19 protein-coding genes and 1 tRNA gene are annotated in these 24,582 nt (G+C 73.6%); 3 read left to right on the forward strand and 17 right to left on the reverse strand.

Features of this window, described 5'->3' with window-relative positions:
- Nucleotides 1-36 precede the first annotated feature (36 nt).
- The 6 genes from ACGFT1_RS12730 to ACGFT1_RS12755 all read right to left on the reverse strand — a co-directional run bounded on the left by ACGFT1_RS12730 (nt 37) and on the right by ACGFT1_RS12755 (nt 6,568).
- Complete coding sequence (locus tag ACGFT1_RS12730) at nt 37-1,557, reverse strand: aldehyde dehydrogenase family protein (protein ID WP_373908998.1); 1,521 nt, start codon at nt 1,555-1,557, stop codon at nt 37-39.
- A gap of 557 nt (nt 1,558-2,114) precedes the next feature.
- Nucleotides 2,115-2,187, reverse strand: a tRNA-Arg gene (locus ACGFT1_RS12735).
- A 77-nt stretch (nt 2,188-2,264) separates the two neighbouring features.
- Nucleotides 2,265-3,254, reverse strand: a complete 990-nt coding sequence (locus ACGFT1_RS12740; protein WP_373908999.1) for a malate dehydrogenase — start codon at nt 3,252-3,254, stop codon at nt 2,265-2,267.
- Between the two features lie 345 nt (nt 3,255-3,599).
- Nucleotides 3,600-5,078: a DUF2690 domain-containing protein gene (locus ACGFT1_RS12745; protein WP_373909000.1), complete on the reverse strand. Its 1,479-nt coding sequence runs from the start codon at nt 5,076-5,078 to the stop codon at nt 3,600-3,602.
- 172 nt (nt 5,079-5,250) lie between these two features.
- Entirely contained in the window at nt 5,251-5,724 is a 474-nt protein-coding gene (locus tag ACGFT1_RS12750) for a DUF3017 domain-containing protein (protein WP_373909001.1), read from the reverse strand.
- Nucleotides 5,714-6,568 (reverse strand): bifunctional methylenetetrahydrofolate dehydrogenase/methenyltetrahydrofolate cyclohydrolase, encoded by an 855-nt coding sequence (locus tag ACGFT1_RS12755; protein ID WP_356818569.1) that lies wholly within the window; start codon nt 6,566-6,568, stop codon nt 5,714-5,716. The genes ACGFT1_RS12750 and ACGFT1_RS12755 overlap by 11 nt, the downstream gene beginning before the upstream one ends.
- A gap of 241 nt (nt 6,569-6,809) precedes the next feature.
- On the opposite strand from ACGFT1_RS12755, the gene ACGFT1_RS12760 reads away from it, so the two are divergent.
- Nucleotides 6,810-7,415: a hypothetical protein gene (locus ACGFT1_RS12760; protein WP_373909002.1), complete on the forward strand. Its 606-nt coding sequence runs from the start codon at nt 6,810-6,812 to the stop codon at nt 7,413-7,415.
- A gap of 82 nt (nt 7,416-7,497) precedes the next feature.
- Here ACGFT1_RS12760 and ACGFT1_RS12765 read toward each other — a convergent pair whose 3' ends face one another.
- The 5 genes from ACGFT1_RS12765 to purN all read right to left on the reverse strand — a co-directional run bounded on the left by ACGFT1_RS12765 (nt 7,498) and on the right by purN (nt 12,483).
- Nucleotides 7,498-8,142, reverse strand: coding sequence for a LuxR C-terminal-related transcriptional regulator (locus ACGFT1_RS12765; protein WP_373909003.1), 645 nt, complete (start codon nt 8,140-8,142; stop codon nt 7,498-7,500).
- Nucleotides 8,106-9,428 carry a sensor histidine kinase gene (locus tag ACGFT1_RS12770; protein ID WP_373909004.1) on the reverse strand — a complete coding sequence of 441 codons (1,323 nt, stop codon included), beginning with the start codon at nt 9,426-9,428 and terminating at the stop codon, nt 8,106-8,108. The genes ACGFT1_RS12765 and ACGFT1_RS12770 overlap by 37 nt, the downstream gene beginning before the upstream one ends.
- A gap of 82 nt (nt 9,429-9,510) precedes the next feature.
- The gene (locus ACGFT1_RS12775) at nt 9,511-9,954 is read right to left on the reverse strand and encodes a MaoC/PaaZ C-terminal domain-containing protein (RefSeq protein WP_373909225.1); all 444 of its coding nucleotides are present in this window, start codon (nt 9,952-9,954) and stop codon (nt 9,511-9,513) included.
- Nucleotides 9,955-10,273: 319 nt separating this feature from the next.
- Nucleotides 10,274-11,836 (reverse strand): bifunctional phosphoribosylaminoimidazolecarboxamide formyltransferase/IMP cyclohydrolase, encoded by a 1,563-nt coding sequence (gene purH / locus ACGFT1_RS12780; RefSeq protein WP_373909005.1) that lies wholly within the window; start codon nt 11,834-11,836, stop codon nt 10,274-10,276.
- Nucleotides 11,833-12,483 (reverse strand): phosphoribosylglycinamide formyltransferase, encoded by a 651-nt coding sequence (purN, locus tag ACGFT1_RS12785; protein WP_373909006.1) that lies wholly within the window; start codon nt 12,481-12,483, stop codon nt 11,833-11,835. The genes purH and purN overlap by 4 nt, the downstream gene beginning before the upstream one ends.
- Nucleotides 12,484-13,049: 566 nt before the next feature.
- Between purN and ACGFT1_RS12790 the strand changes: the two genes are divergently transcribed.
- Complete coding sequence (locus tag ACGFT1_RS12790) at nt 13,050-13,871, forward strand: hypothetical protein (RefSeq protein ID WP_373909226.1); 822 nt, start codon at nt 13,050-13,052, stop codon at nt 13,869-13,871.
- 44 nt (nt 13,872-13,915) lie between these two features.
- Here ACGFT1_RS12790 and ACGFT1_RS12795 read toward each other — a convergent pair whose 3' ends face one another.
- On the reverse strand, nt 13,916-15,922 hold the full coding sequence (locus ACGFT1_RS12795) for a DUF6350 family protein (protein WP_373909007.1): 2,007 nt from the start codon (nt 15,920-15,922) through the stop codon (nt 13,916-13,918).
- A gap of 96 nt (nt 15,923-16,018) precedes the next feature.
- Here ACGFT1_RS12795 and ACGFT1_RS12800 point away from each other — a divergent pair, with 96 nt between their 5' ends.
- Entirely contained in the window at nt 16,019-16,981 is a 963-nt protein-coding gene (locus ACGFT1_RS12800) for an RNA polymerase sigma factor (RefSeq protein WP_373909008.1), read from the forward strand.
- Between the two features lie 103 nt (nt 16,982-17,084).
- On the opposite strand, the gene sucD is transcribed toward ACGFT1_RS12800, so the two are convergent.
- The 5 genes from sucD to ACGFT1_RS12825 all read right to left on the reverse strand — a co-directional run bounded on the left by sucD (nt 17,085) and on the right by ACGFT1_RS12825 (nt 24,461).
- A complete protein-coding gene (gene sucD / locus ACGFT1_RS12805) occupies nt 17,085-17,969 on the reverse strand; it encodes a succinate--CoA ligase subunit alpha (protein ID WP_356818589.1) in 885 nt (294 codons plus the stop codon).
- 26 nt (nt 17,970-17,995) lie between these two features.
- On the reverse strand, nt 17,996-19,174 hold the full coding sequence (sucC, locus tag ACGFT1_RS12810) for an ADP-forming succinate--CoA ligase subunit beta (RefSeq protein ID WP_356944786.1): 1,179 nt from the start codon (nt 19,172-19,174) through the stop codon (nt 17,996-17,998).
- Between the two features lie 315 nt (nt 19,175-19,489).
- Nucleotides 19,490-20,842: a VWA domain-containing protein gene (locus ACGFT1_RS12815; RefSeq protein WP_373909009.1), complete on the reverse strand. Its 1,353-nt coding sequence runs from the start codon at nt 20,840-20,842 to the stop codon at nt 19,490-19,492.
- Nucleotides 20,839-23,325: a DUF5682 family protein gene (locus ACGFT1_RS12820; RefSeq protein ID WP_373909010.1), complete on the reverse strand. Its 2,487-nt coding sequence runs from the start codon at nt 23,323-23,325 to the stop codon at nt 20,839-20,841. Before ACGFT1_RS12820 ends, ACGFT1_RS12815 begins: the two co-directional genes overlap by 4 nt.
- Nucleotides 23,322-24,461, reverse strand: coding sequence for an AAA family ATPase (locus tag ACGFT1_RS12825; protein ID WP_373909011.1), 1,140 nt, complete (start codon nt 24,459-24,461; stop codon nt 23,322-23,324). Before ACGFT1_RS12825 ends, ACGFT1_RS12820 begins: the two co-directional genes overlap by 4 nt.
- Between the last annotated feature and the right edge of the window lie 121 nt (nt 24,462-24,582).

The following is a 24,582-nucleotide window of genomic DNA, read 5'->3' on the forward strand; positions in this document are numbered from 1 at the left end:
TGCTGCTCCGGAGGTGTGGAAGGGGTCGGGATGGACTCAGCCGGCGAACCAGCGGACCGGCGCGGGCGCCAGGTTCTGGTAGACGTGCTTGGTCTCGCGGTACTCGGCGAGCCCGGCGGGGCCGAGTTCGCGGCCGGTGCCGCTCCTGCCGAAGCCGCCCCACTCCGCCTGCGGCAGGTAGGGGTGGAAGTCGTTGATCCAGACGGTGCCGTGGCGCAGTCGGGCGGCGACGCGCCGGGCGCGGCCGGGGTCGGTGGTCCAGACGGCGCCGGCCAGGCCGTACTCGGTGTCGTTGGCGAGGAACACCGCCTCCTCCTCCGTCCGGAAGGTCTCGACGGTGAGGACCGGGCCGAACACCTCCTCGCGAACGACCTTCATCTCGCGGTGGCAGGCGTCGAGGACGGTCGGCTCGTAGAAGTAGCCGGTCTCCGGGCGGGCCGGCGACGGTGCGGGCCGCTTTCCCCCGCAGCGCAGCACCGCACCCTCCGCCAGCGCGGAGGCGACGTACGACTCGGTCTTGGCGCGCTGCTGCTCGGAGACGAGCGGGCCGCACTCGACACCGTCCTCGGTGCCGCGGCCCAGGCGGATCCTCGTCGCACGGCGGGCGAGTTCGGCGACGAAGCGCTCGCGGACCGGTTCCTCGACGATGAGGCGGGCGCCGGCCGAGCAGACCTGGCCGCTGTGGATGAAGGCCGCGTTGAGGGCCTGGTCGACCGCGGTGTCGAAGCCCTCCTCGGTGGCGCAGGCGTCGGCGAAGACCACGTTGGGGTTCTTGCCGCCGAGTTCCAGGGCGACCTTCTTGACGGTGGGCGCGGCGGCCTGGGCGACCTTGACGCCGCTGGTGAGGCCGCCGGTGAAGGAGACGAGGTCGACGCCGGGATGTTCGGCGAGCCGGGCGCCGACGGTGTGGCCGGGGCCGGTGACGAGGTTGGCGACGCCCTCGGGCAGTCCGGCCTCGGCCAGCAGCCCGATCAGCGCGATCGTGGTCATCGGGGTGATCTCGCTGGGCTTGATCACGAAGGTGTTGCCGGCGGCGAGCGCCGGGGCGATCTTCCAGCTGGCCTGGAGGAGCGGGTAGTTCCAGGGGGTGATCAGTGCGCAGACGCCGACCGGTTCGTGGACGACCACGCTGTGGATGTCGGGCGAGCCGGCGTCGACGACCCGGCCGGGGGCCTCGGCGGCGACCAGGTCGGCGAAGTAGCGGAAGGCGTCGGCGACGCAGTCGATGTCGACGCGGCCCTCCTCGACGGTCTTGCCCGCGTCCCGGCTCTCCAGCAGGCCGAGTTCCTCGCGGTCGCGGACGAGGAGGCCGGCGACGCGGCGCAGCAGGGCGGCGCGGTCGGCCACCGGGGTGCGGGGCCAGGGGCCGTGGTCGAAGGCCTGCCGGGCGGCGGCCACCGCACGTTCGGCGTCCTTCTCGTCGCCCTCCGCCACCACGGCGAAGGGCCGGGCGTCCGCGGGGTCGAGGATCTCGCGGGTCGCGCCGGAGATCGCTTCCAGCCACTCGCCGCCCGCGTGGATGGTCGCCTGAGGGTGTCGTTCCGTTCTGTCCGCCATGATCGGTGTTGCCTTCCGTTCCTGTTCGGTACCCCTTTGTCACACGCAGGTCACGCTCGGGGACCGCGGTCGCCTGCCCAGACGCCTGCCACGCATGCGCAATCGATGGCCGAAAGTGCGCCGTGTCACTGGCAAAGCGGTAGAAATAGGCACAGAAGCGGGCACTGGCGAAGGGCCGGAGGGGGCCGGGACGCTCTGATCGGCGGCCGGGCCCAGGAGCATCGCCTCCCTGACACAGCTCCGCGGCCAGGCGTGGGCGGAGTCGGCGTCGTGCCGCGGACGCCGGTCGAAGCCGGTCGGGAGGGCCGGCGGCGGGGGCGGGATCTCGAAGGTGCGCGCCGCCGGTGACGCGTCCGCGTCCGCCGGGCGACGGAGGACGGGCGGTGGGTGGTGGGTGGTCGGGCACCGGCTGGACGGGCGGTCCGAGGACACCCACGGGGCCGCGGTCGAGGTGCTCCACCGGGAGGGGTGACGGACCGGGGGCGAGGGGCCGGGGTGACGGCCGGGCCGGAACGACGAGGTCCCCTCCCGCTCATCGCGGAAGGGGACCTCGTGTGTGGAGCGCCGGGCAGGCCTTGCACCTGCATCTCCCCGCAGGAAGCGGGACGTCTTTCCTTGGACCACCAACGCATCACCTGGTGCCGGTTTCCCGGCGGCCGGTGCGTGATCAACTATAACCTACGGCCGCCGGGTCGCACCACGTCGGATCAGAGGAGGCCGAGACCGCGGACCGCCTCGCGCTCCTCCGCCAGCTCCTTGACGGAGGCGTCGATGCGGGCGCGCGAGAACTCGTTGATGTCCAGGCCCTGGACGATCTTGTACGTGCCGTTCTCGGTGGTGACCGGGAAGGAGGAGATCAGGCCCTCCGGGACGCCGTAGGAGCCGTCCGACGGGATGCCCATGGAGGTCCAGTCGCCCTCGGCGGTGCCGTTGACCCAGGTGTGCACGTGGTCGATGGCCGCGTTGGCGGCGGAGGCGGCGGAGGACGCGCCCCGGGCCTCGATGATCGCGGCACCGCGCTTGGCGACGGTCGGGATGAAGTCCTCGGCCAGCCACTTCTCGTCGTTCACGGCCTCGGCGGCGTTCTTGCCGGCGACCGTCGCGTGGAAGATGTCCGGGTACTGGGTCGCGGAGTGGTTGCCCCAGATGGTCAGGCGCTTGATGTCGGCGACCGTGGTGCCCGTCTTCTTCGCGAGCTGGGTCAGCGCGCGGTTGTGGTCCAGACGGGTCATCGCGGTGAAGCGCTCGGCCGGGACGTCCGGCGCGGCGGCCTGCGCGATGAGCGCGTTGGTGTTGGCCGGGTTGCCGACGACGAGGACCTTGATGTCGTCCGCCGCGTGGTCGTTGATGGCCTTGCCCTGCGGCTTGAAGATGCCGCCGTTGGCCTCCAGAAGGTCGCCCCGCTCCATGCCCTTCGTGCGCGGGCGGGCACCCACCAGGAGGGCCACGTTCGCGCCGTCGAAGGCGACGTTCGGGTCGTCGGTGATGTCGATGCCCTGGAGCAGCGGGAAGGCGCAGTCGTCCAGCTCCATGGCCGTGCCCTCGGCCGCCTTGAGCGCCGGGGTGATCTCCAGCAGGCGCAGCTTGACCGGTACGTCCGCGCCGAGCAGCTGGCCGGAGGCGATGCGGAAGAGCAGGGCGTAACCGATCTGGCCGGCCGCGCCGGTGACGGTGACGTTCACGGGAGTGCGGGTCATGGCGTTCTCCGTATGACAGCTGGCGGTGGGGCGGCACTGCCCCGGGCGGATGATCGATCTCTTGGCGTCAAGAGAGATCCAGCGGTCAGGCTATCGCGCATCCGGCATGCGAGACGTACGGGGCTGTGTGGCTCAGCCCACAGGATTCACCGGGTGTACGCGTCACCGGGGGCGCGGTCGGCGAGAGGCGTGAAAAGGCGGCCGTCCGTTCGGGGGGGGGAACGAGGACGGCCGCCGATGGGGGTACCGGTGGGCCGGACTCCCGTGGGGGTGTCCCACACCTGCCCCGGTTCCGGTCACGGCATGCGCACCGGCACGGAATTTCCTCTTCCACCTGGTGCGCCGCTAGTTGGTGCAGCCCGACCGCCCCGAGGCGAGCGTGGCACAGGCCCGGGACCGCGCCGGGTCCCGCACGGCGGCCATCGGGGTGTACGCGATGGTGTCCCCGGCCGCGGTGATGTCACCCGACTGCCGGACCCCGCCCACGGTGAGCCGCACGGTGTCGCCGGGCGCACCGCCGGTGATCCGCCCCCATACCGTGCCGCACGTCCTGCTGTAGCGGACCTCCAGGACGGTGGTGCCGAGGGTGACGGACTTCGCGGTCGTCACCAGGTCGCCACTGCACCCCATGGCCTCGGCGTCCTTGCCGGTGCAGGCGGAGCCGGCACACTTCACGCCCGGCGGAAGGCTCGGCCGGGTACGGGCCGACGGGGCCGACAGGCCCGCGCCCTTGCCCCGGTGACCGTCGCCGTCCAGGTGGGTGAGCAGGAAGACACCGGCGATGATCACCAGCACGCCGGCCATCCCCGCGAAGAACATCAGCACCTGCTGCCGCTTCGGGGGCACGGAGCTCGCGGCGCTCGCCGGGCTGGTCGGGCGCGCCGGGTCCGCGGGCCAGGTCGCCGGCTGCCCGCCACGGGGGGCCGGGGTACGGGCGGGGGCGCCCGGGAGGTTCCGGGTGGCCGGGGTGCCGGTGGGCGGGGTCGAGGCGGCGGTGCCTCGTGTTCCGGCGGAGGCGCCCGGGGCGCCGGTGGGCGCGGGCCAGGACGGGACGGCGGTGCCCGGCGTTCCGGCCGGAGCGCCCGGAGTGCCGTTCGCTGTGCCCGGGGTGCCGGTGGGCGTGGCCGGGGCCGGGGCCGCGGTACCCAAGGTCAGGGCGGCGGTGCCCGACGGGCCGGTGGGGCCGGCCGGCCGGGGCGGGGAGCCGCTCCCCGGGCGGACCGTCGCCTTCGACGGCCCCCGGTACCCGGCCAGCCCCCAGGAGTTGCTGCCGGGCGCGGGAGCACCACCGGCCGCCGCGCCGGAGGCGTCACGGGTCCCGGTTCCGGCGTTGCCTTCGGCCGCCGGCGCAGAGCCACCGCGCGCCGCCGCACCGAGGCCGCCACCGGCACTCGTACCAGAACCACCGCGGCCCCCCATGGCGGCGCCACCGCCGCGTCCCGTCCCGGCGGCGTCGCCGATCCCCGTCCCGGGGTCGCCGGTGCCCGTGCCCGTGGTCGGGTCGGTCGTCGGGGTGAGGTCGGCGTGCGCGGCCCGGGTCCGGGCGACGCGGATCGCCTCCATCGCGCTGTCGTGCCCCGACTCCCCCTGGGTCCAGGCGCGTTCGGCCAGTTCCCAGAGGGTGGTCAGGTCGACGGTGTGGGTGCCGGTGGTCTCGGCCAGCGCGACGACCGCGCCCTTGGGGGCGAGGAGCCGACCGCCCAGGTACCGCTCCCAGGACGTCCTGCTGTATCCCGTGCTGTCGGCCAGCTCCGCGACGCTCAGGCCGCTGTGGTCCACAAGCCCCCGCATCCGCTCGGTGAACTCCCTGATCTGCGGATCCATATCCTTCGGCAGGGTTTTCCAGCGAGGCATCGCTTCCCCCTCCTCCCCTCTTCCCCCGTGTTCCGTACGCGCGTCCAAGGATCCCAGCTTTTGGACCGTGGTCGTCGGCAGGGGATACGGGCGTGGCCCGCGCCCCCCCGGGGGGCGCGGGCCACGTGACGTGGGGACGGCGCTACTTGGTGACCGTGAGGTGCAGGGTGTCCTTCAGGAACGGGATCTCCAGCCACGGTTTCGGCTGGGCCATCATCGCCAGCAGCACGATCGCCAGGCCGAGGACGCCGTAGGTGGCGATGTCCGTGAAGCGGGAGCGGACGGCGAGCATGCCGACGCTGGGCGTGATCCAGCGTATGACCGCGCCGGCCAGCAGGGCGGCGCCGATGAGCAGGGTGCCGACCCGGAACAGGTCCAGCGCGGTCAGCAGCAGGCCGAGCGCGACCGCCGACAGCACCACGAGCAGGGGCCACTGGCGGGCGGGCGCCGGGGCGTCGCCGGGCGCGGCCCGGCCGCCGCCCTCCGGCCGGGCGGTGTCCCGCGTGAACAGCGGGAACCGGCGGGTGACGCGGCGCGGGCGCCCCTCGGCGTCGGGGGCGCTGATCGCGTCGCGCACGGTCGGTTCCGCGGGCTCGCGGGTGTCCTCAGCCGGCACTGCGCTCCGCCGCCTCGACCACGTTGACCAGCAGGAGCGCCCGGGTCATCGGGCCGACCCCGCCGGGGTTGGGGGAGATCCACGCGGCCACGCCGGCCACGTCCGGGTGGACGTCACCGACGATCTTGCCGTCGGCGTTGCGGGAGACGCCGACGTCCAGGACGGCCGCGCCCGGCTTGACGTCCTCGGCGCGGATCAGGTGCGGGGACCCGGCCGCGGCGATGATGATGTCGGCCCGCTTCAGGTGGGCGGAGAGGTCACGGGTGCCGGTGTGGCACTGGGTGACGGTGGCGTTCTCGCTGCGCCGGGTGAGCAGCAGCGGCATCGGGCGGCCGATGGTGACGCCGCGGCCGACGACCACGACCTCGGCGCCCTTGATCTCCACGCCGTGGGCCCGCAGCAGGGTCAGGATGCCGTTGGGGGTGCAGGGGAGCGGGGCCGGCTCGTTGAGCACGAGGCGGCCGAGGTTGGTGGGGTGCAGGCCGTCGGCGTCCTTGGCCGGGTCCATGAGTTCCAGGACGCGGTTCTCGTCGATGCCCTTGGGCAGCGGCAGCTGGACGATGTAGCCGGTGCAGGCGGGGTCCTCGTTCAGCTCGCGGACGACCGCCTCGATCTCCTCCTGGGTGGCGGTGGCCGGCAGCTCGCGCTGGATGGAGGCGATGCCCACCTGGGCGCAGTCGCGGTGCTTGCCGGCGACGTACTTCTGGCTGCCGGGGTCGTCCCCGACCAGGATCGTGCCGAGGCCGGGCGTGACGCCCTTCTCCTTCAGCGCCGCCACGCGGGCGGTCAGATCGGACTTGATCGCGGCTGCGGTGGCCTTGCCATCGAGAATCTGGGCGGTCATGGGTCCCATCCTCGCGGATGACCCGGCCCCGGTACCAATCCGGTGGGTGCCGGCGTGATCATCGATGTTGCACTTGCACAACGCCCTGGGCTTCCGGCTGGACAAGTAAGAGCCTGTTAAAAGACGATGAGCCACACAGTGCCGCGGGCAGTACCGGGGGGACGGACCGCATCTGTAGAACTTTCCTCCGCACCGTGCCGCGCGTCGTCCCCGCACTTGAACAGACGGAGGAAAGACCGCCATGAGCTTTGGCGACCCGAACAACCCCTACGGCGCGCCGCAGGGCCAGCAGCCCGGATACCCGCCCCAGCCCCCGCAGGGCCAGCCCGGCTACGGCTACCCGGCCGCCCCCCAGGGCCAGCCCGGTTACGGCTACCCGGCCGCCCCGCCGTTCCAGCAGCCCGGTTACGGCGTCCCGATGGAGATGCCCGGCCTCATGAAGACCGCCCGGGTGCTGCTGTTCGTCCTGGCCGGTTTCCAGATCCTGTTCGGTCTCATCGTCGGTGCGGCGGTCGGTGCCGTCCAGGACGTCTCCAACGGTGCCGGCTCCGGTGACAGCACCGACGGCCTGGCCGGCCTGGGCTTCCTGGTCGCGGCGCTGCTGGTGGGCTTCGGCGCGCTGTCGATCTTCCTGGGCGTGAAGTTCAAGAACGGCGGCAGCGGCATCCGCATCGCCACGATCGTCTACGCCGGTCTGATGATCCTCGGCGGCATCACCAACATGGTCAACGGTGCGAACGGCTCCGCCACCTTCGGCGGACTGGTCTCGCTGGCCATGGCCGGCATCATCCTGGCGTCGATGGTCACCGGCGCCGCCTCGGCGTGGTTCAACCGCCCGCGGTACTGATCCGCCAGGGGCCCGACACCCCGGGGCCGTGTCCCGTCCGGCCGGACGGAGCGCGGCCCGCTGTGTTTCCAGGGCCGCCGGCTCACTGGTCCAGGTAGGCCAGGACGGCCAGCACCCGCCGGTTGTCGCCGTCCGCCGGGAGCAGGCCCAGCTTGGTGAAGATGTTGCCGATGTGCTTGGCGACGGCCTTCTCGGTGACGAACAGGGCCGCCGCGATGCCGGCGTTGGAACGGCCCTGGGCGAGGAGTTCGAGCACCTCGCGCTCCCGTTCGGTCAGGCTGCCGACGCACTCGTCGCGCTCCTTGCGGACCAGCAGCTGGGAGATGACGTCGGGATCCATGGCCGTGCCGCCCGCGGCCACCCGCTGGATGGAGTCCAGGAACTGGGCGCCGTTGGTGACGCGGTCCTTGAGCATGTAGCCGACACCCCGGCCGCCGCTGGTGAGCAGCTCGCGGGCGTAAAGGGGTTCGACGTACTGGGAGAGCAGGAGCACCGCGAGGTCCGGGTTCTCCTTGCGCGCGGCCAGGACGGCGCGCAGGCCCTCGTCGGTGAAGTCCGGCGGCAGCCGGACGTCGACGACGGCGATGTCCGGCTGTTCCCGGCCCAGCGCCTCGAGCAGGTCGGTGCCGTTGTCCACGGCGGCCACCACGTCGTGGCCGTAGGCCCCGAGCAGGCGGATCAGCCCGTCCCTCAGGAGGAAGTGGTCTTCGGCGAGGACAATACGCACGGGATCTCCATCGTCACCATCGTCGGCCCGTCGACCGGACTGCTCAGGGCCAGCACGCCGTCGAAGGTGGCGAGCCGCCGCTCGATGCCCCGCAGACCGGTGCCGCGGGAGGCGTCGGCGCCACCGTGACCGTCATCCGTGACGGTGATGTGGAGCATGCCGCGATCGTAACGAAGATCGATCCAGGCCCGGTCGGCCCGCGCATGCTTTGCGACATTGGCGAGGATCTCGGAGAGGGCGAAGTAGGCGGCGGACTCCACCGGCATCTCCGGGCGGCCCGGCAGGTCGACCCGCACCTCGGTGCGTACCGGGCAGACCATCGCCAACGCCCGTACGGCGTCGGCGAGTCCCCGGTCGGCGAGGACGGGCGGATGGATGCCGCGGACCAGGTTGCGCAGTTCCTCCAGGGCCGCGGAGGAGGACTGGCGGGCCTCGATGAGCAGGGCGCGGACGGCCTCGGGGTCGGTCTCCAGCAGGTGCTCGGCCGCGTCGAGAGTCATGCCCATGGCAACCAGGCGGGCCTGGGCGCCGTCGTGCAGGTCCCGCTCGATCCGGCGGATCTCGGCCATCTGCGTGTCCACCGCGTCGGAGCGGGTGGCGGCCAGGTGCTGGATCCGGCCGGCCATGACCTCGCTCTCGCTCGGCGCGAGCATGGCCCTCGTGTACAGGGCGTGCCGGCGCACCGCGCGCGGCGCCGCCCACACGGCCAGCGGCAGCTGGAGCAGCCCGAGGACACCGGCGAGGATCGCCGTGGCCCGGCCCTCGATCGGGATGAACTGGTACCACAGGCCGTCCCACTCGGTGGACAGCGGAACCCCGAAGAAGGCGAGGAAGACGCCCCACAGGCCGCTGAGGATCAGCGCGAACGGGAAGAAGGCCAGGAAGCCGCCGGCGAGCGGATCGGCGAGCACCCAGACGTACTCGCGCCGCGTCTGCGGGTCGCTCATGATCCAGCGGTAGCGGGCGACGGCACCGGAGGCACCCGCGGGCGCGGGCGGCAGCGGTCCGGGCGGGCCCGGGATCTCCACCCCCGCCCAGCGCCGGGCGAGTTCGCGCTGGTGCGCGGCCAGGGAACGCACTCCCTCCATGGCCCGCGGCACCATGCCGAGGCCCGGACCGACCAGGCTGATCGCCCCGGACACGGCGAGGGAACGGCCGCAAGCCGCCACCGACATCCAGCACAGCGTCATCGCCCGCCGCAGTGCGGTCATGCCGGCGGGCACCGAGAACCCCTGGATCACCGCCGGCTGGCGGACCCCGCCGAGCTGCATCGTGCGGTCGTCCATGCGACCCGCTCCTTCCTCGCCCTGCTCCGCCGTACGCGGTGCCGGAGTCGTACGTTCGTCGTGGGCCGAAGCGCCCGCCCCCTCATTGTGGTGGCGAAGGGGTGGCGAAATCGGTGGTGAAAACACCCCTCTTGAGGCCGCGGCCGTCAGGGGCCGACGAACAACGACAGCGTGTCGGCCACACAGGCGGCCGGGGCTGCCCCTCGACCTCCACCGTCATGCGGACGGCGGCCAGACGGCCGACGGGCGTCTCCCGCACCCCGGTGAGCTTCGCGCCGCCCCGCACCCGGGAGCCGACCGGCACCGGATGCGGGAAACGCACCTCGTCCAGGCCGAAGTCGACGCCCATCTCGATCTTCTCGATGTCGAAGAGGGCGCGCATCATGGTGGGCAGCAGGGCCGGCGTCATGCAGCCGTGCAGGATGGTCCAGCCGAACGGGCCGGTCGCCGCGCGCTCCGGGTCGGTGCGGATCCGCTGGAGGTCGCCGGTCGCGCCCGCGAACTGGTCCGCCTGCTCCCGGGTCAGCCGCGACCGCGGCCGAGTTCGCGGTGGAAGCCGGCGATGGGGATGGCGTCGGGAAGACGGCTGGAAACTGCCACGATCGACGTCATGCCCCCACCCTCGCGTCCACCGCTGACGAGGGACTGAAACGTTGCTGACCGCTGTGCCGGACACCGCTTCGGAGGGTCCGGGTCCGGATACGCGCGATCCCGCCCGTCGGACGACGGGCGGGATGGGACGGGCAGCGGCGGGCGCCCGGGGTACCGCGCGGTGCCGGGTCACGCCCGGAGTACCGCGCGGTGCCGGGTCATGTCCGGGGTACCGCGCGGTGCCGGGCGGCGGGTCAGTGGAAGAAGTGGCGCGTGCCCGTGAAGTACATGGTCACGCCCGCCTTCTTCGCGGCCTCCACGACCTGCTCGTCACGGATCGAGCCGCCCGGCTGGACGATCGCCCGGACGCCGGCGCCGATGAGGATCTCCGGCCCGTCGGGGAAGGGGAAGAAGGCGTCCGAGGCCGCGTAGGCGCCGCGGGCCCGCTCCTCGCCGGCCCGTTCCACGGCCAGCTTGCAGGAGTCGACGCGGTTGACCTGGCCCATGCCGACGCCGACCGAGGCGCCGTCCCTGGCGAGCAGGATCGCGTTGGACTTCACCGCACGGCACGCCTTCCAGGCGAAGGCCAGCTCCCGCAGCTCCTCGGCCGAGAGCGCCTCGCCGCTGGCGAGCGTCCAGTTGGCCGGGTCGTCGCCGTCGGCCTGGAGCCGGTCGGCGACCTGGAGCAGCGCGCCGCCGTCGATCGGCTTGACCTCGACCGGGTGGCCCGGGCCGTCGGGGCAGCGCAGCACGCGGATGTTCTTCTTCTTGGTGAGGGCCTCCAGCGCTCCGTCCTCGTAGCCGGGGGCGACGATGACCTCGGTGAAGATGTCCGCGACCTGCTCGGCCAGCTCCTTGCTGACCGGGCGGTTCACGGCGATCACACCGCCGTACGCGGAGACCGGGTCACAGGCGTGCGCCTTGCGGTGCGCCTCGGCGACGTCCGCGCCGATCGCGATGCCGCACGGGTTGGCGTGCTTGATGATCGCGACACAGGGCTCGTCGTGGTCGTACGCGGCACGGCGGGCGGCGTCCGTGTCCGTGTAGTTGTTGTACGACATCTCCTTGCCGTGCAGCTGCTCGGCCGCCGCGAGCCCGCCCTCGCCGGAGGTGTAGAGGGCGGCGGGCTGGTGCGGGTTCTCGCCGTAGCGCAGGGTGTGGGCGCGCTCCAGGGTGGCACCGAGGAAACCGGGGAACGGCGAGTCGTCGGCGGGGGCGTACGACGACGCGAACCAGGACGCGACGGCGGTGTCGTACTCCGCCGTGTGCCGGAACGCCTCGGCCGCCAGCCGCTTGCGGGCGGCGAGGTCGAAACCGCCGTCCCTCACCGCGGCGAGCACGTCGGCATACCGCCGCGGGCTGGTCACCACGGCCACCGACGGGTGGTTCTTGGCGGCGGCGCGGACCATCGACGGGCCGCCGATGTCGATCTGCTCCACGCACTCGTCGGGCGAGGCGCCGGAGGCCACCGTCTCGCGGAACGGGTAGAGGTTGACGACCACCAGGTCGAACGGCTCCACGCCCAGCTCGGCGAGCTGCTCGCGGTGGCTGTCCAGCCGCAGGTCGGCGAGGATGCCGGCGTGCACCTTCGGGTGCAGGGTCTTCACCCGGCCGTCCAGGCACTCGGGGAAGCCGGTCAGCTCCTCGACCTTGGTCACGGGGACACCGGCGGCGGCGATCCGGCCGGCCGTGGACCCGGTGGAGACCAGCTCCACACCGGCCTCGTGCAGCCCGCGCGCGAGGTCCTCGAGACCGGTCTTGTCGTAGACGCTGACGAGCGCGCGACGGATGGCCCGCTTGTTGCTCTCCGCGGTCACTGGATAACTACCTTTCGTCCCTCAATGCGATAGCCGTTGCGGGCGAGCCGCCCCACGACCTCGACGAGCAGCCTTCGCTCGACTTCCTTGATGCGCTCGTGCAGCGCGCTCTCGTCGTCCTCGTCCCGGATCTCGACCACGCCCTGGGCGATGATCGGGCCGGTGTCGACGCCGTCGTCGACGAAGTGGACGGTGCAGCCGGTGACCCTGGCGCCGTACGCGAGCGCGTCACGGACCCCGTGGGCCCCCGGAAAACTGGGCAGCAGGGCGGGGTGGGTGTTCACGAACCGCCCGCCGAACCTCGCGAGGAACTCCTTCCCCACGATCTTCATGAACCCGGCGGACACGACGAGGTCGGGCTCGTACGACGCCACGGCCCCGGCCAGGGCGGCGTCCCACTCGTCGCGGGAACCGAAGTCCTTCACCCGGCACACGAAGGTCGGCAGCCCCGCCCGCTCGGCCCGGGCGAGGCCCTCGATGCCGTCGCGGTCGGCCCCGACGGCGACGATCCGGGCGCCGTACGCCCCGGCTCCGGTGCGCTCGATCTCGTCCAGCAGCGCCTGGAGGTTGGTACCGGACCCGGAGACCAGCACGACGAGGCGCCTGACCGCTGGTCCGGTAGCTGGGCCGGGAGTGGTGGCGGCCACGGTGGGGCCCTTTCTCGGGAAGCGACGGGTCCGGCCGTTCCCGGCCGGACGGTTTGTACGGTCGTACGAATGCTTCGCGCCCCCGGATACGGGGAAGTCTACGAAGCGGCCGACCGTCAGCAACGATACCGGCACTCCGGAAGGGCCCCTCGGGACGGGGGGCGGGGCGGACGGTAGCGTTCGCAGCGAGTCACGAAGGAGCAGCCCCGGGAACGCGGTCGTCGTGCGGTGCGTTCACGAGGTGGAAGCTCACGTCGGACAGCCGTAGTCATCTAGGGGAAGACGCTCTTTTGATGCCCGCTCGCAGCCTGCGACTCCTCACGTTCCCGCCGCGCCCGGTCCAGGGAGGCGTGGCTGGCGCCGCACTGCTGCGGGACCTGCCGACCCCGCCGCCGACGGGCACACCACGCAACGGTTCCGGCCACGGCGACTCGGGGCGGGGCGGTCCCGGGCAGGGCGGTCCCGGGTGGGGCGGTGCTGGACGCGGAGCCGGGCCGGACGGTTCCGGGGAGAGTGGCCCTGGGCAGGGCGGCTCCGGGCGGGACGGTTCCGGTTCCGACGACTCCGTGCGGGACGGTTCCGGTTCCGGGCGGGAAGGTTCCGGGCGGGACGGCGGGCCGCAGGACGGCAATCCGTTCGCGCCGCCGCCGGAGGGCGCGCCGGACCGGCCGTGGCAGCCGCGGCACCCCGGAGGCCCGTCCGGCCACGGACAGGGTCACGGTCCGGCTTCCGGGCAGGGGCCTGGCTGGGGACAAGGCGCGGTTCCGGGGCAGGGCCCGGGCTGGGGCCAGGGCCCCGGTCAGGGACAGGGGCAGGGACAGGGGCCGAACTGGGGTCAGGGTCCGGAGTCCGGGCACGGGGACGGGGACGGCCCTTCCTCGGGCAGTCACTGGAGCGACCACCAGCCCGGCCGTTCCCCCGGCAGCTTCGGCGAGCGGCCCGGCGGCGGCCCCCAGGGCCCCGGCGGACCGGCCGGCCCCGGCATGCGCTGGGACCCGGCGGACCCGGCCCAGCGCCGTGCGCGGTACGCCCTGCTCTCCGGCATGTGGGCGGTCTTCTTCGTCCTGTTCAGCTGGCCGTACGTGGCCCTGCTACTGGGCGCGCTGGCCCTGTACTGGGGCAGCAGCGCCCTGCGCGCCAAGCCGAGCCGCCCGTCGCCGGACGCCCCCGCGGCGCCCAACGGCCGGCCCCAGACGACAGCGGCCGTTAGCGGCCTGGTCACGGCGTCCCTGGCCCTGGTCCTGGTGGCTTCGACGTTCACCGTCCAGCTGGTCTACCGCGACTACTACACCTGCGTCGGTGACGCCCTGACCCACGAGGCCAAGCAGTCCTGCGAGACCCTGTTGCCGCATCAGCTGCGCGGCGTGCTGGGCGTCGAGAACAGCTGAACCCGCGGCACCGCCGGCACCGGTAGCGGGCCGGCGCGGGCACCTCACGGCTCGGGGGTGTCCGGACGGCGGGCCGGGGGCAGCTCGTCCGTGCCCCCCGCGCCGCCCATCCCCGCCGAGTTCTTCGTACCGGTACCGGTACCGGCGTCGGTAGCGGTAGCGGTGCCGGTATCGGCGTCGGCGTCGGCGTCGGTCTCCGTTTTCTCGGGGACGTTCCGGGCCGTGGCCGCCTCCTTCAGGGCCGCCCAGCGGGAGGCGCGGGCGACGTCGTCGTGCCATTCCGCGGGGAAGGGTTCGCCCAACGGCGTCGGGAACGGGTCGTCGGCCGGGAGGAAGTCGTAGAAGTCCCCCTCGGCGGCCGCGGCCGTACCAGGCGTGGCCGTCCCGCGCGCGGACGTCCTCGCCTTCTGCCCCCGCCCTCCCTTGCGCGCCCCCTTCTCGCCGCGGGCGCCCTTGTCCTGCCCCGAGCCGTTCTCGTGCCCCGCGCCCTCCTCCTTGCCGGCCCCCTTGGCCCTGGCCCAGAACCCGGCTCCGCCCCCGCCCGCCGCAACCGGCTCCCCGTCGGAGGACGCCGCCCCGGCGCTCCCGCCCCCTTCCGGCACCGTCCCCCCTCCCGCGTCCGCCCTCTCCCCCGCCTTCACCGCGTCCGCCGGTTTCCCGGAGCCCTTGGCACCCGTCGCCGCCGTGACCTCCGGCTGCCCGCCCCGCGCCGGGAGCGCCTCGTCCCGACCGCGCCGGCCCCGCAGCCGCCAGGCCCGCGCGGTCAGTGCCACGGGCAGCGCGAACGTCACCGTCCACAGCCCGGCCGCCGCCCCGGTCCACCACCACACCGGGCCGAGGCGGGCCAGCAGGGCCACGCCCAGGGGTCCGCCGGACAACTCGGCGAGCAGGGCGAGCGTCACCGCGCAGACCGTGCCCGTCAGCAGGACCACCCCGGCGGTCCGGGCGGCCGGCCAGCGGGCCGATGCCGGCCCCGCGGGCCCGGGCCGCCCCACGGCCGCCCGGGCCACGAACCATCCCGCCGTCGCCCCGGCCACCGCCGGGACCAGCCCGGCCGCCCAGTTCAGCTGCGTCCCGGGGCCCGGGTCCGGCACCGCCGCCAGCAGCGGGAACGGCGGCAGCAGCGGGGCGGGGTCGGAGAGGAACGGGTGGACCGGGTGCCCGGCGCCGAGGACGAAGCCGGGGCCGAGGGCGTACGACGCGGCCCACACCGCCGCGTTGGGGATCAGCGCGATGCCGAGCAGCAGCACCGCGAACCGCCCCGTCCAGCCCTCCGTCAGCTGCACGAACGTGGCCCGCGCCGGCTCGCCGTGCCACACCAGTGACACGCCGACCAGCAGCGCCCCGCCGCCGAGGAGCACGGCCGTCGCGGCACCGGCGGCGCGCACGGCCGCTCCCAGCCGCGCCCGCGCGTCGCCGCCGGACACCAGCCGCCGTACCGGACCCGGCACGACCGCCAGCGCGCGCAGCACCGGTTCACGCGGACAGCCGTACGCCGACCACACTCCCAGGCCCGCCGCGCCGCCCGCGACCAGCGGCAGACACGCCGTCACCCACGGCCACTCCGGACGCAGTTCGCCGCCGGTGTCGTACAGCGCCGCCGCAACGCCGACGGTCAGGTAGCCGAGGACCACGCCGGTCCACGCCGTACGCGCGGGCACCGGAGGCGGGCCGTCCGGCTCGGCCGACGCGTCGGTGGCGTCCCGCGCCGCCCGGTACACCAGCCACACCGGCAGCGCGAGCAGCAGCAGCGGGGTGACCCCGACGGGCAGGGACGCGCCGGAGAGGGTGCCGGTGCGGACCAGTTCCACGCCGTGCGCCAGCAGCCACAGGGCGGCGGCGATGTGCAGCGCACCGCCCGGCCCGCTGTCGGGGTACGGCGAGCTGACCCACAGGATCATCACCACCACGGCGAACGAACCGAGTCCCAGTCCGGCGGCGACGGCCCCGCCCAGCAGGCTCGCGGCCAGGCCGGGTGAACGGTCACGCATCCGGGTGCGCAGGGGTGGCAACGACGAACGGCGCGCGGTCATCTGGATCACGCACGCCATGCTCCCAACGACACGCGCTTTCCCGTCGTAACAGGCGAACCTCCGCTGTGTCGCTCAATATACGTTTATGTTCTTTTTCGCACGGAAGGGTGCACGGTGACGACGCAGAGCCCTGCCAGCCCGCTGCCACCGCCGAACCGGCGCCGACGCCTCGGCCGGCGCCGGTCACTGACACGGGCTCAGCTCGCCGCGGCGCGGCAGGCGTCCGGAAAGGCGGACCAGGACGGTCCTGCCCTCGCGCCCCTCACCCCCGAACCCCAGCCCCTGACGCCCTCTCAGGCCTTCGACGCGCTGTACGCCTTCTGTGCCCCCGCCCTCGTACGCCAGACGTATCTGCTGACCGGGCGCCGGGAACTGGCCCGGGAGGCCGTGGAGCGCGCCTTCCAGCTGGCCTGGCAGCGCTGGTCCGAGGTGGCGCGGGACCGGGACCCGGCCGGGTGGGTCCGGGCGGTGGCGTACGACTGCGCGCTCTCCCCCTGGCACCGCTTCCGCCCCCGCTACCGGCAACCGGAACCCCCGCCCGCAGACCCCGCCGACCGCGCGCTGCTGCACGCCCTGCTCGAGCTTCCGCCGACGTACCGGCGCACGCTCGTCCTCTACGACGGTGTCGGCCTCGACCTGCCGGAGACGGCGGCGGAGACGGAGGCGAGCACACCGGCCGCCGCCAAGCGGCTGACCCACGCCCGCCAGGCGGTGGTGGCGCTGCTGCCGGAACTGGCCGATACGGCCGCACTCCACCGCCGGCTGCTCGAACTGGGCTCGGCCGAGCGGTTGCGCGCCCCCCGCCCGACGATCGTACGGACCGGCTGCGAGCGCCGGAACGTGTTCTGGACCCGGGCGGCCATCGCCTTCACGGTGACGATCATCGGTGCGACAACGCTCACCCTGCGGACGGCACCGACCCGCTACGAGGCACCGGTCGCTCCGGCGCAGGCGGTCCAGGGAGTCCCGCCACCGGCGGGCATGGGCCCGCTGTCCCGGAGCGAACTGGTGCTGCGGGCGAAGCTGCACCGGTCGGAGGCGAGCGGCCCGGAAAGGCTGATGCCGCAACCACGCTGAACGCGGGCCGGCCCGCCGCCGTCCTCGCGTGCCGCACCCGCAGAACGCCGGCAGGCCCGCCCCGGACGACGGGAACGGGCCTGCCGGCATGCGGCTGGGAGACTCAGGCGCTGAGGATCTCCCGGGCCAGCTTGGCCGTCTCGGTCGGCGTCTTGCCGACCTTGACGCCCGCGGCCTCCAGGGCCTCCTGCTTGGCCTGCGCGGTGCCGGAGGAACCGGAGACGATGGCGCCCGCGTGGCCCATGGTCTTGCCCTCGGGCGCCGTGAAGCCCGCGACGTAACCGACGACCGGCTTGGTCACGTTCTCCTTGATGAACGCGGCCGCGCGCTCCTCGGCGTCGCCGCCGATCTCACCGATCATGACGATCAGGTCGGTGTCGGGGTCGGCCTGGAACGCGGCGAGCGCGTCGATGTGCGTGGTGCCGATGATCGGGTCGCCACCGATGCCGACGGCGGTCGAGAAACCGAGGTCCCGCAGCTCGTACATCATCTGGTACGTCAGCGTGCCGGACTTCGACACCAGACCGATGCGGCCCGGCTTGGTGATGTCGCCCGGGATGATGCCGACGTTCGACTGGCCCGGGGTGATGATGCCGGGGCAGTTCGGGCCGATGATCCGGGTCTTGTTGCCCTTCTTGCCGGCGTACGCCCAGAAGGACGCCGTGTCGTGCACGGCGATGCCCTCGGTGATGACGACGGCCAGCGGGATCTCGGCGTCGATGGCCTCGACGACCGCGTCCTTGGTGAACTTCTCCGGCACGAAGATGACGGAGACGTCGGCGCCGGTCTTCTCGACGGCTTCCTTGACGGTCCCGAAGACGGGTACCTCGGTGCCGTCGAAGTCCACGGTCTGACCCGCCTTGCGCGGGTTGACGCCGCCCACGACGTTCGTGCCGTCACCGAGCATGAGCTTGGTGTGCTTCATGCCGGTGGCGCCGGTCATGCCCTGGACGATGACCTTGCTGTCCTTGTTGAGCCAGATAGCCATGGTGGTGTGAGTCCTCGTCCTCGTGCTTACTTGGCGGCGGCCAGCTCGGCGGCCTTGTCGGCCGCGCCGTCCATGGTGTCGACGCGCTGCACCAGCGGGTGGTCGGCGTCCGTGAGGATCTTCCGGCCCAGGTCGGCGTTGTTGCCGTCCAGGCGGACGACGAGGGGCTTCTCGACCTTCTCGCCGCGGTCCTCGAGGAGCTTCAGGGCCTGCACGATGCCGTTGGCGACCTCGTCACAGGCGGTGATGCCGCCGAAGACGTTCACGAAGACGGACTTGACGTCCGGGTCGCCCAGAATGATCTCCAGGCCGTTCGCCATCACCTGGGCGGAGGCGCCGCCACCGATGTCCAGGAAGTTGGCGGGCTTGACGCCGCCGTGCTTCTCACCGGCGTACGCGACGACGTCCAGGGTGCTCATGACGAGACCCGCGCCGTTGCCGATGATGCCGACCTCGCCCTCGAGCTTGACGTAGTTCAGGCCCTTTTCCTTGGCGGCCGCCTCGAGCGGGTTGGCGGCCTCCTTGTCGTGGAGCTCTTCGTACTCGGGGTGACGGAACTCGGCGTTCTCGTCCAGCGACACCTTGCCGTCGAGGGCCAGGACGTCACCGGAGGCGACCTTCGCGAGCGGGTTGACCTCGACGAGGAGGGCGTCCGACTTGATGAAGGTGTCCCACAGCTTGATCAGGACGTGCGCGACCTTGTCCGCGACCTCGGCCGGGAACTTGGCGGCCTCGACGATCTCGCGGGCCTTGGCCTCGTCCACGCCGTCGATGGCGTCGATCGCGATCTTGGCGACGGCGTCCGGACGGGTGGCCGCCACCTCCTCGATCTCCATGCCGCCCTCGACGGAGGCGATGGAGAGGAAGGTGCGGTTGGCACGGTCGAGGAGGAAGGAGACGTAGTACTCCTCGACGATCTCCGGAGCGGTCTCGGCGATCATCACCTTGTGGACCGTGTGGCCCTTGATGTCCATGCCGAGGATGTCCGTCGCGCGGGCGACGGCCTCGTCCGGGGTGGCGGCCAGCTTGACGCCGCCGGCCTTTCCACGACCACCGACCTTCACCTGCGCCTTGACGACGGACTTGCCGCCCAGCCGCTCGGTGATCTCGCGCGCCGCCTCAGGCGTGTCGATGACTTCACCGGCCAGCACCGGTACATCGTGCTTGGCGAAGAGGTCCCTCGCCTGGTACTCGAACAGGTCCACGCGCTTCCGTCCCTATCAGTGATCTCGCGGTTCGTTGGATGCGTGGGCGTGCCGCGAAGGGCAACGTGACGTCCGCTGTCACTAGGGAAGCGCACACGGTGTCCGAGCGCGCGGCATGTCCGTCTCGCAGGTTATCGCTGCTTACGGGGGCCCCCTAAATCGCGGGTCACACCTGAGCGGTGATACCTGTCACATGATGCCGGGATTCCTGGCACGGGGTGCCGGTACGCGGGCCGGTACGGGCCCCGGACAGGCGATCTGCCCGGCCTCACCGGTCCGGGTCCGGCCCGGTGAGAGCCTGGGCGGCGGCGCCCGTCAGGCCGCGTCGGGTATCGGCAGCGGGCGCTTCTCCAGCGCCGCCGCCATCACCTCGGGGAACAGGTCGGGCGTGCAGGCGAAGGCCGGCGCACCGAGGGCGGCCAGCGCCGCCGCGTGCTCACGGTCGTATGCGGGCGCCCCCTCGTCCGACAGCGCGAGCAGCGTCACGAACTGCACCCCGGACGCCTTCATCGCCGCGACCCGCTTGAGCATCTCGTCCCGGATGCCGCCCTCGTAGAGGTCGCTGATCAGGACGACGACGGTCTCCGCCGGACGGGTGATCCGCGACTGGCAGTAGGCGAGCGCCCGGTTGATGTCCGTGCCCCCGCCGAGCTGCGTGCCGAAGAGCACGTCGACGGGGTCGTCCAGCTGGTCGGTGAGGTCGACGACCGCCGTGTCGAAGACGACCAGCCGGGTGCCGACCGACCGCATGGAGGCGAGGACCGCCCCGAACACGGACGCGTAGACCACGGACGCCGCCATCGACCCGGACTGGTCGACGCACAGGACGACCTCCTTCTTCACCGACCGCGCGGCCCGCCCGTAGCCGACGAGCCGTTCCGGTACGACCGTGCGGTACTCGGGGAGGTAGTGCTTGAGGTTGGCCGCGACGGTGCGGTTCCAGTCGATGTCGTGGTGGCGCGGCCGGGTGATCCGGGCGCTGCGGTCCAGGGCGCCGGTGACGGCGGCCCGGGTACGGGTCGCGAGCCGCCCCTCCAGGTCCTCGACCACCTTGCGCACGACCGCGCGGGCCGTCTCCCGGGTGGTCTCCGGCATCGCCTTGTTGAGCGAGAGCAGGGTGCCGACCAGGTGCACGTCGGCCTCCACCGCCTCCAGCATCTCCGGTTCCAGCAGCAGGGAGGCGAGGCCGAGCCGGTCGATGGCGTCGCGCTGCATGACCTGGACGACGGAGGACGGGAAGTAGGTGCGGATGTCCCCGAGCCAGCGGGCCACCGACGGTGCCGAGCCGCCGAGCCCCGCCGAACGGTTCCGGCCCGCCTGTGCCGTGTCGCTCCTGCCGTAGAGGGCGGCCAGCGTGCCGTCCATCGCCGCGTCCCGGCCGGACAGCGCGCAGCCCGTGCCGTCGGCCTGGTCCCCGCCGAGCACCAGCCGCCAGCGCCGCAACCGCTCCCGCGCCGGGTCGGGCGGCACGGTCACGGCCGCTTCGGCCACGGTCGGATCGGTCGCCGTCGGCTCGTTCACCGCCGGGTCGGTCGCCGCCGGGTCGTTCACTGTCGGGTCGTTCACTGTCGGACTGCTCGTCGTCGGCTCGTTCACGGTCGGGCCGGCCGCCGTCCGCTCGTTCTCTGTCGGATCGGTCGCCGTCGGTTCGGTCGTCCGGTTCGTCATGCGCCCACTCCCGCGAAGCCGGTGTCGTGCGTCGTTCCACGGTCTGTGTCCAGGCCGAGCAGCAGCCGCAGCACCGGCAGCACCGCCTCGGCGCGCCCGGCGTCCGGTTCGGCGGCGAACCCGGGCACCGCGACCGTCCGGGCGGCGGTCCCGCCACGCCCGTCTCCGCGACCGCCTCCGGGGCCGCGCCGGACCAGTTCGCCGAGGGTTCTGCGCACCCCCGGCTCGTACGCCGCGAACGTACGCCGGAGCAGGGGCAGTACGTCCGTGAAGGCAGCCGCCGGCACCCCGGTCAGCCATGTGTCCAGCAGCCCGAGCAGCCGCTCGTCATGCGCCAGCAGCAGTCCGCCCCCGCCGCCGGCGAATCCCTCGATCCAGGCGGCGGCAGCGGCGGGCGGCGTGCCGGGCGACAGCGCGAGCCCCATCAGCCTGGCGGCCTCCTCCGCCCGCAGCACCCCGTCGTCGAGCAGCAGCCGCACGGCCCGCCCCCGGATGACACCGGCCGCGGTCTCCCGCAGCGCCAGGGTGCGCAACACGCCCCGCCAGCGATCACGCAACCCGGCAGGGTCCCCGGGGTGCTCGCGTCCCCCGTCGCCCGCGGGGGCCCGGGTGCCCGGGGCGGGCAGACTCTCCGCCAGGAGTGCCACCGCGGTGTGCACGGCGTCCACATGGCCGCGCATCTCCTCCGCCGCGTTCGCGTCCAGCGCGGCACAGGCCGGTGGCAGGCCGACGAAGACGCGCTCGGCGAGGGCCGCCGCGACTTCGGCCAGAGCGCCGGTGCCGGTGCCGCGTACGTCGCCGTAGCGCAGGGCGCGGACCAGGGCGGGCAGGGCCTGGGCAAGGTGAGCGACGTCCGTGTCGAGGGCGGCCCGGTCGGCCAGTGCCCGCATGACCATGGGCAGCGCGTCCGGCAGGCCGGCCAGCAGGCACTGTTCGGCGAGCGCGGTGACGTCGGCGAGGGCGGGCGCGGCGGTCGCGTCCGCCTCGGCCCTGGCCCGCGCCGCGGCGCGCACGGTCGTCCCCCACACGCCGGCCTCGGCGACCCGCACCGACAGCTCGGGCTCCCAGCGCAGCCGCCAGGTCTCCCGGAAGGTGCCCGTGCTCCCCCGGGACCTTGCCGGCTCGCCCCAGCCGACGCCGAGCAGCCGCAGCCGGTGCAGCAGCCTGCTGCGGCCCGCGTCGGTCTCCCCGCGCAGGTCCAGCTCCAGCTCGCGCTCCGGCGCCTCGGGCTTGAGCCGCAGCGCGCGCTGCCGGCGGGCCAGGTCGCGCTGGAGCGGCACCGCGGGCGCCGACTCGGGCACCTCGCCCAGGACGTCCCCGACCACCAGCCGGTCGTACACCAAGGACAGCGGCACGTCCGAGCCCTCACACAGCACCGCGCGGACCGCGTCGGTGGTCTCCCCCAGACCGGGCAGCGGGCGCCCCCGCAGCACCGCCAGGCTCTCCGCGAGCCGCACGGCCTCGATGACGTGCGCGGGGGAGACGATCCGGTCCTCCGCGCGCAGCAGCCCCGCCACCTTGGTCAGCCACCGTTCGACCGGCCGGTCGGGGGCGTGGAACAGATGCGCGTACCAGCCGGGGGAGTCGATGCCCGCGCCGTACCCGCCGGTCCGGGCCAGCCGGCGGTGCGTCCACGGCACCCAGGTCAGGTCCGCCTTCGCCTTGGGCAGCCCCCTGAGCAGCGCCCGGTCGGCGGTGACGGTGGTCCTCGCGCGCAGCGCTGGCACGTGCCAGGCCCCGCACACGACGGCCACGGCGTCCCCCGCCTCCTTGCGGGCGTCGCGCAGCCGCAGCCGCATGTGCGCCTCGCGGACGAGGTCCCTGGGGCGTCCGCCGGCGCCGTACCGCTCGCGCAGCACGCCCATGGCCTCCCCCACCGCGGCGAACGGCGCGAAAGGGTCCCGGCCGCCCGGCCCCCGGTGCTCGACGACGTCCTCCCACCAGCGTTCCGGGTCGTCGTACCCGGCGGACCCGGCGAGCACGGCGAGGGGGTCGACGCGGACCTGGTCGCCGTCGGCGGCGAGAGCCGGCGCGGGAACGTCGTCCCCGGCGGAGGCGGACGCGGGACCGCCCGCCTCCGCCGCCGGGCCCTCCTCCTCCGTGCCGCTCCCGCCGCCCTCGTCCGCCTCCTGCCACGCGAGCGTGTGCGTGGCGGGCAGGTCGATGAAGCGGGCCGGGACGCCGTGTTCGACGGCCCAGCGGATGGCCACCCACTCGGGACTGAACTCGGCGAACGGCCAGAAGGCCGAACGGCCGGGTTCGTCCACGGCGTGGGCGAGCAGGGCGACCGGGGGCCGCAGCCCCGGGTCGGCGGCCAGCGGGATCAGCGTGTCGGCCTCGGGCGGCCCCTCGATCAGGACGACGTCGGGCCGGGCGGCGTCCAGCGCGGTCCGCACCGCGCGCGCGGAGCCGGGCCCGTGGTGCCGCACGCCGAGCAGCAGGGGCCCGGAGTCGTACGCCGGGCCCGCGCCGGTGGCGGTCATGCGCTCACCTCCCGGCAGGCGCGGTAGAAGTCCGTCCAGCCCTCGCGCTCGCGCACCACCGTCTCCAGGTACTCCTGCCAGATCACCCGGTCGGCCGCAGGGTCGCGGACGACGGCACCGAGGATGCCGGCGGCGATGTCACCCGGGCGCAGCACGCCGTCACCGAAGTGGGTGGCGAGCGCGAGGCCGTTGGTGACGACGGAGATCGCCTCCGCCGTGGACAGCGTGCCGCTGGGTGACTTCAGTCTGGTGCGGCCGTCAGCGGTGACGCCGTCGCGCAGCTCCCGGAAGACGGTCACGACACGCCGGATCTCGTCGATGCCGTCGGGCGCGGCCGGCAGCTCCAGGGAGCGGCCGAGCTGCTCCACCCGGCGGGTGACGATGTCGACCTCGGCGTCGGCGCTCTCCGGCAGCGGCAGCACCACGGTGTTGAAGCGGCGGCGCAGCGCGCTGGAGAGGTCGTTGACGCCGCGGTCACGGTCGTTGGCGGTGGCGATGAGGTTGAAGCCGCGGACCGCCTGCACCTCCTCGCCCAGCTCGGCGACGGGCAGGGTCTTCTCGGACAGGATGGTGATCAGCGTGTCCTGCACATCGGCCGGGATGCGGGTCAGCTCCTCCACGCGGGCGGTCATGCCCTCCGCCATGGCGCGCATCACGGGGCTGGGCACGAGAGCGTCCCGGCTGGGGCCGTGCGCGAGGAGCCGCGCGTAGTTCCAGCCGTAGCGGATCGCCTCCTCCGGGGTGCCGGCCGTGCCCTGCACCAGCAGCGTCGAGTCTCCGCTGACGGCGGCGGCCAGATGTTCCGACACCCAGGTCTTGGCGGTGCCGGGCACACCGAGCAGGAGCAGGGCGCGGTCGGTGGCGAGCGTGGTGACGGCGACCTCGACGATCCGGCGCGGCCCCACGTACTTGGGGGTGATCACCGTGCCGTCCGGCAGTGTGCCGCCGAGCAGGTACGTCGCCACCGCCCACGGCGACAGCTTCCAGCGGGCCGGGCGCGGGCGGTCGTCCTGCGCGGCGAGTGCGGCGAGTTCGGCCGCGAAGGCGTGCTCGGCGTGCGGGCGCAGCACCTGCCCGGTCTCGTCCCGCTCGGATGCGGCGGTCGTCGGTTCCGCGGACTCCATGGACACAGACATGGCTGAGGCCCCCTCCAGCTCGGCCGGTTCGGATCTGGCACCCACCGTGCACCACGCCACTGACAATCGCTGCGACCTGCACGAACGCGCCCGTCGGGCCGGTTGTCAGTGGGGGGACCTA

Source organism: Streptomyces sp. Y20 (assembly GCF_043195475.1).
Lineage (GTDB): Bacteria > Actinomycetota > Actinomycetes > Streptomycetales > Streptomycetaceae > Streptomyces.

Bases quoted from the DNA above. Each gene is read 5' to 3' on its own strand.
- ACGFT1_RS12770 (WP_373909004.1), bottom strand. From the start codon at position 9,428: ATGGACGACCGCACGATGCAGCTCGGCGGGGTCCGCCAGCCGGCGGTG.
- ACGFT1_RS12730 (WP_373908998.1), bottom strand. From the start codon at position 1,557: ATGGCGGACAGAACGGAACGACACCCTCAGGCGACCATCCACGCGGGC.
- sucD (WP_356818589.1), bottom strand. From the start codon at position 17,969: ATGGCTATCTGGCTCAACAAGGACAGCAAGGTCATCGTCCAGGGCATG.
- ACGFT1_RS12815 (WP_373909009.1), bottom strand. From the start codon at position 20,842: ATGACGAACCGGACGACCGAACCGACGGCGACCGATCCGACAGAGAAC.
- ACGFT1_RS12795 (WP_373909007.1), bottom strand. From the start codon at position 15,922: ATGGCGTGCGTGATCCAGATGACCGCGCGCCGTTCGTCGTTGCCACCC.
- ACGFT1_RS12820 (WP_373909010.1), bottom strand. From the start codon at position 23,325: ATGACCGCCACCGGCGCGGGCCCGGCGTACGACTCCGGGCCCCTGCTG.
- ACGFT1_RS12740 (WP_373908999.1), bottom strand. From the start codon at position 3,254: ATGACCCGCACTCCCGTGAACGTCACCGTCACCGGCGCGGCCGGCCAG.
- ACGFT1_RS12760 (WP_373909002.1), top strand. From the start codon at position 6,810: ATGAGCTTTGGCGACCCGAACAACCCCTACGGCGCGCCGCAGGGCCAG.
- ACGFT1_RS12745 (WP_373909000.1), bottom strand. From the start codon at position 5,078: ATGGATCCGCAGATCAGGGAGTTCACCGAGCGGATGCGGGGGCTTGTG.
- ACGFT1_RS12825 (WP_373909011.1), bottom strand. From the start codon at position 24,461: ATGTCTGTGTCCATGGAGTCCGCGGAACCGACGACCGCCGCATCCGAG.
- ACGFT1_RS12755 (WP_356818569.1), bottom strand. From the start codon at position 6,568: ATGACCGCCCAGATTCTCGATGGCAAGGCCACCGCAGCCGCGATCAAG.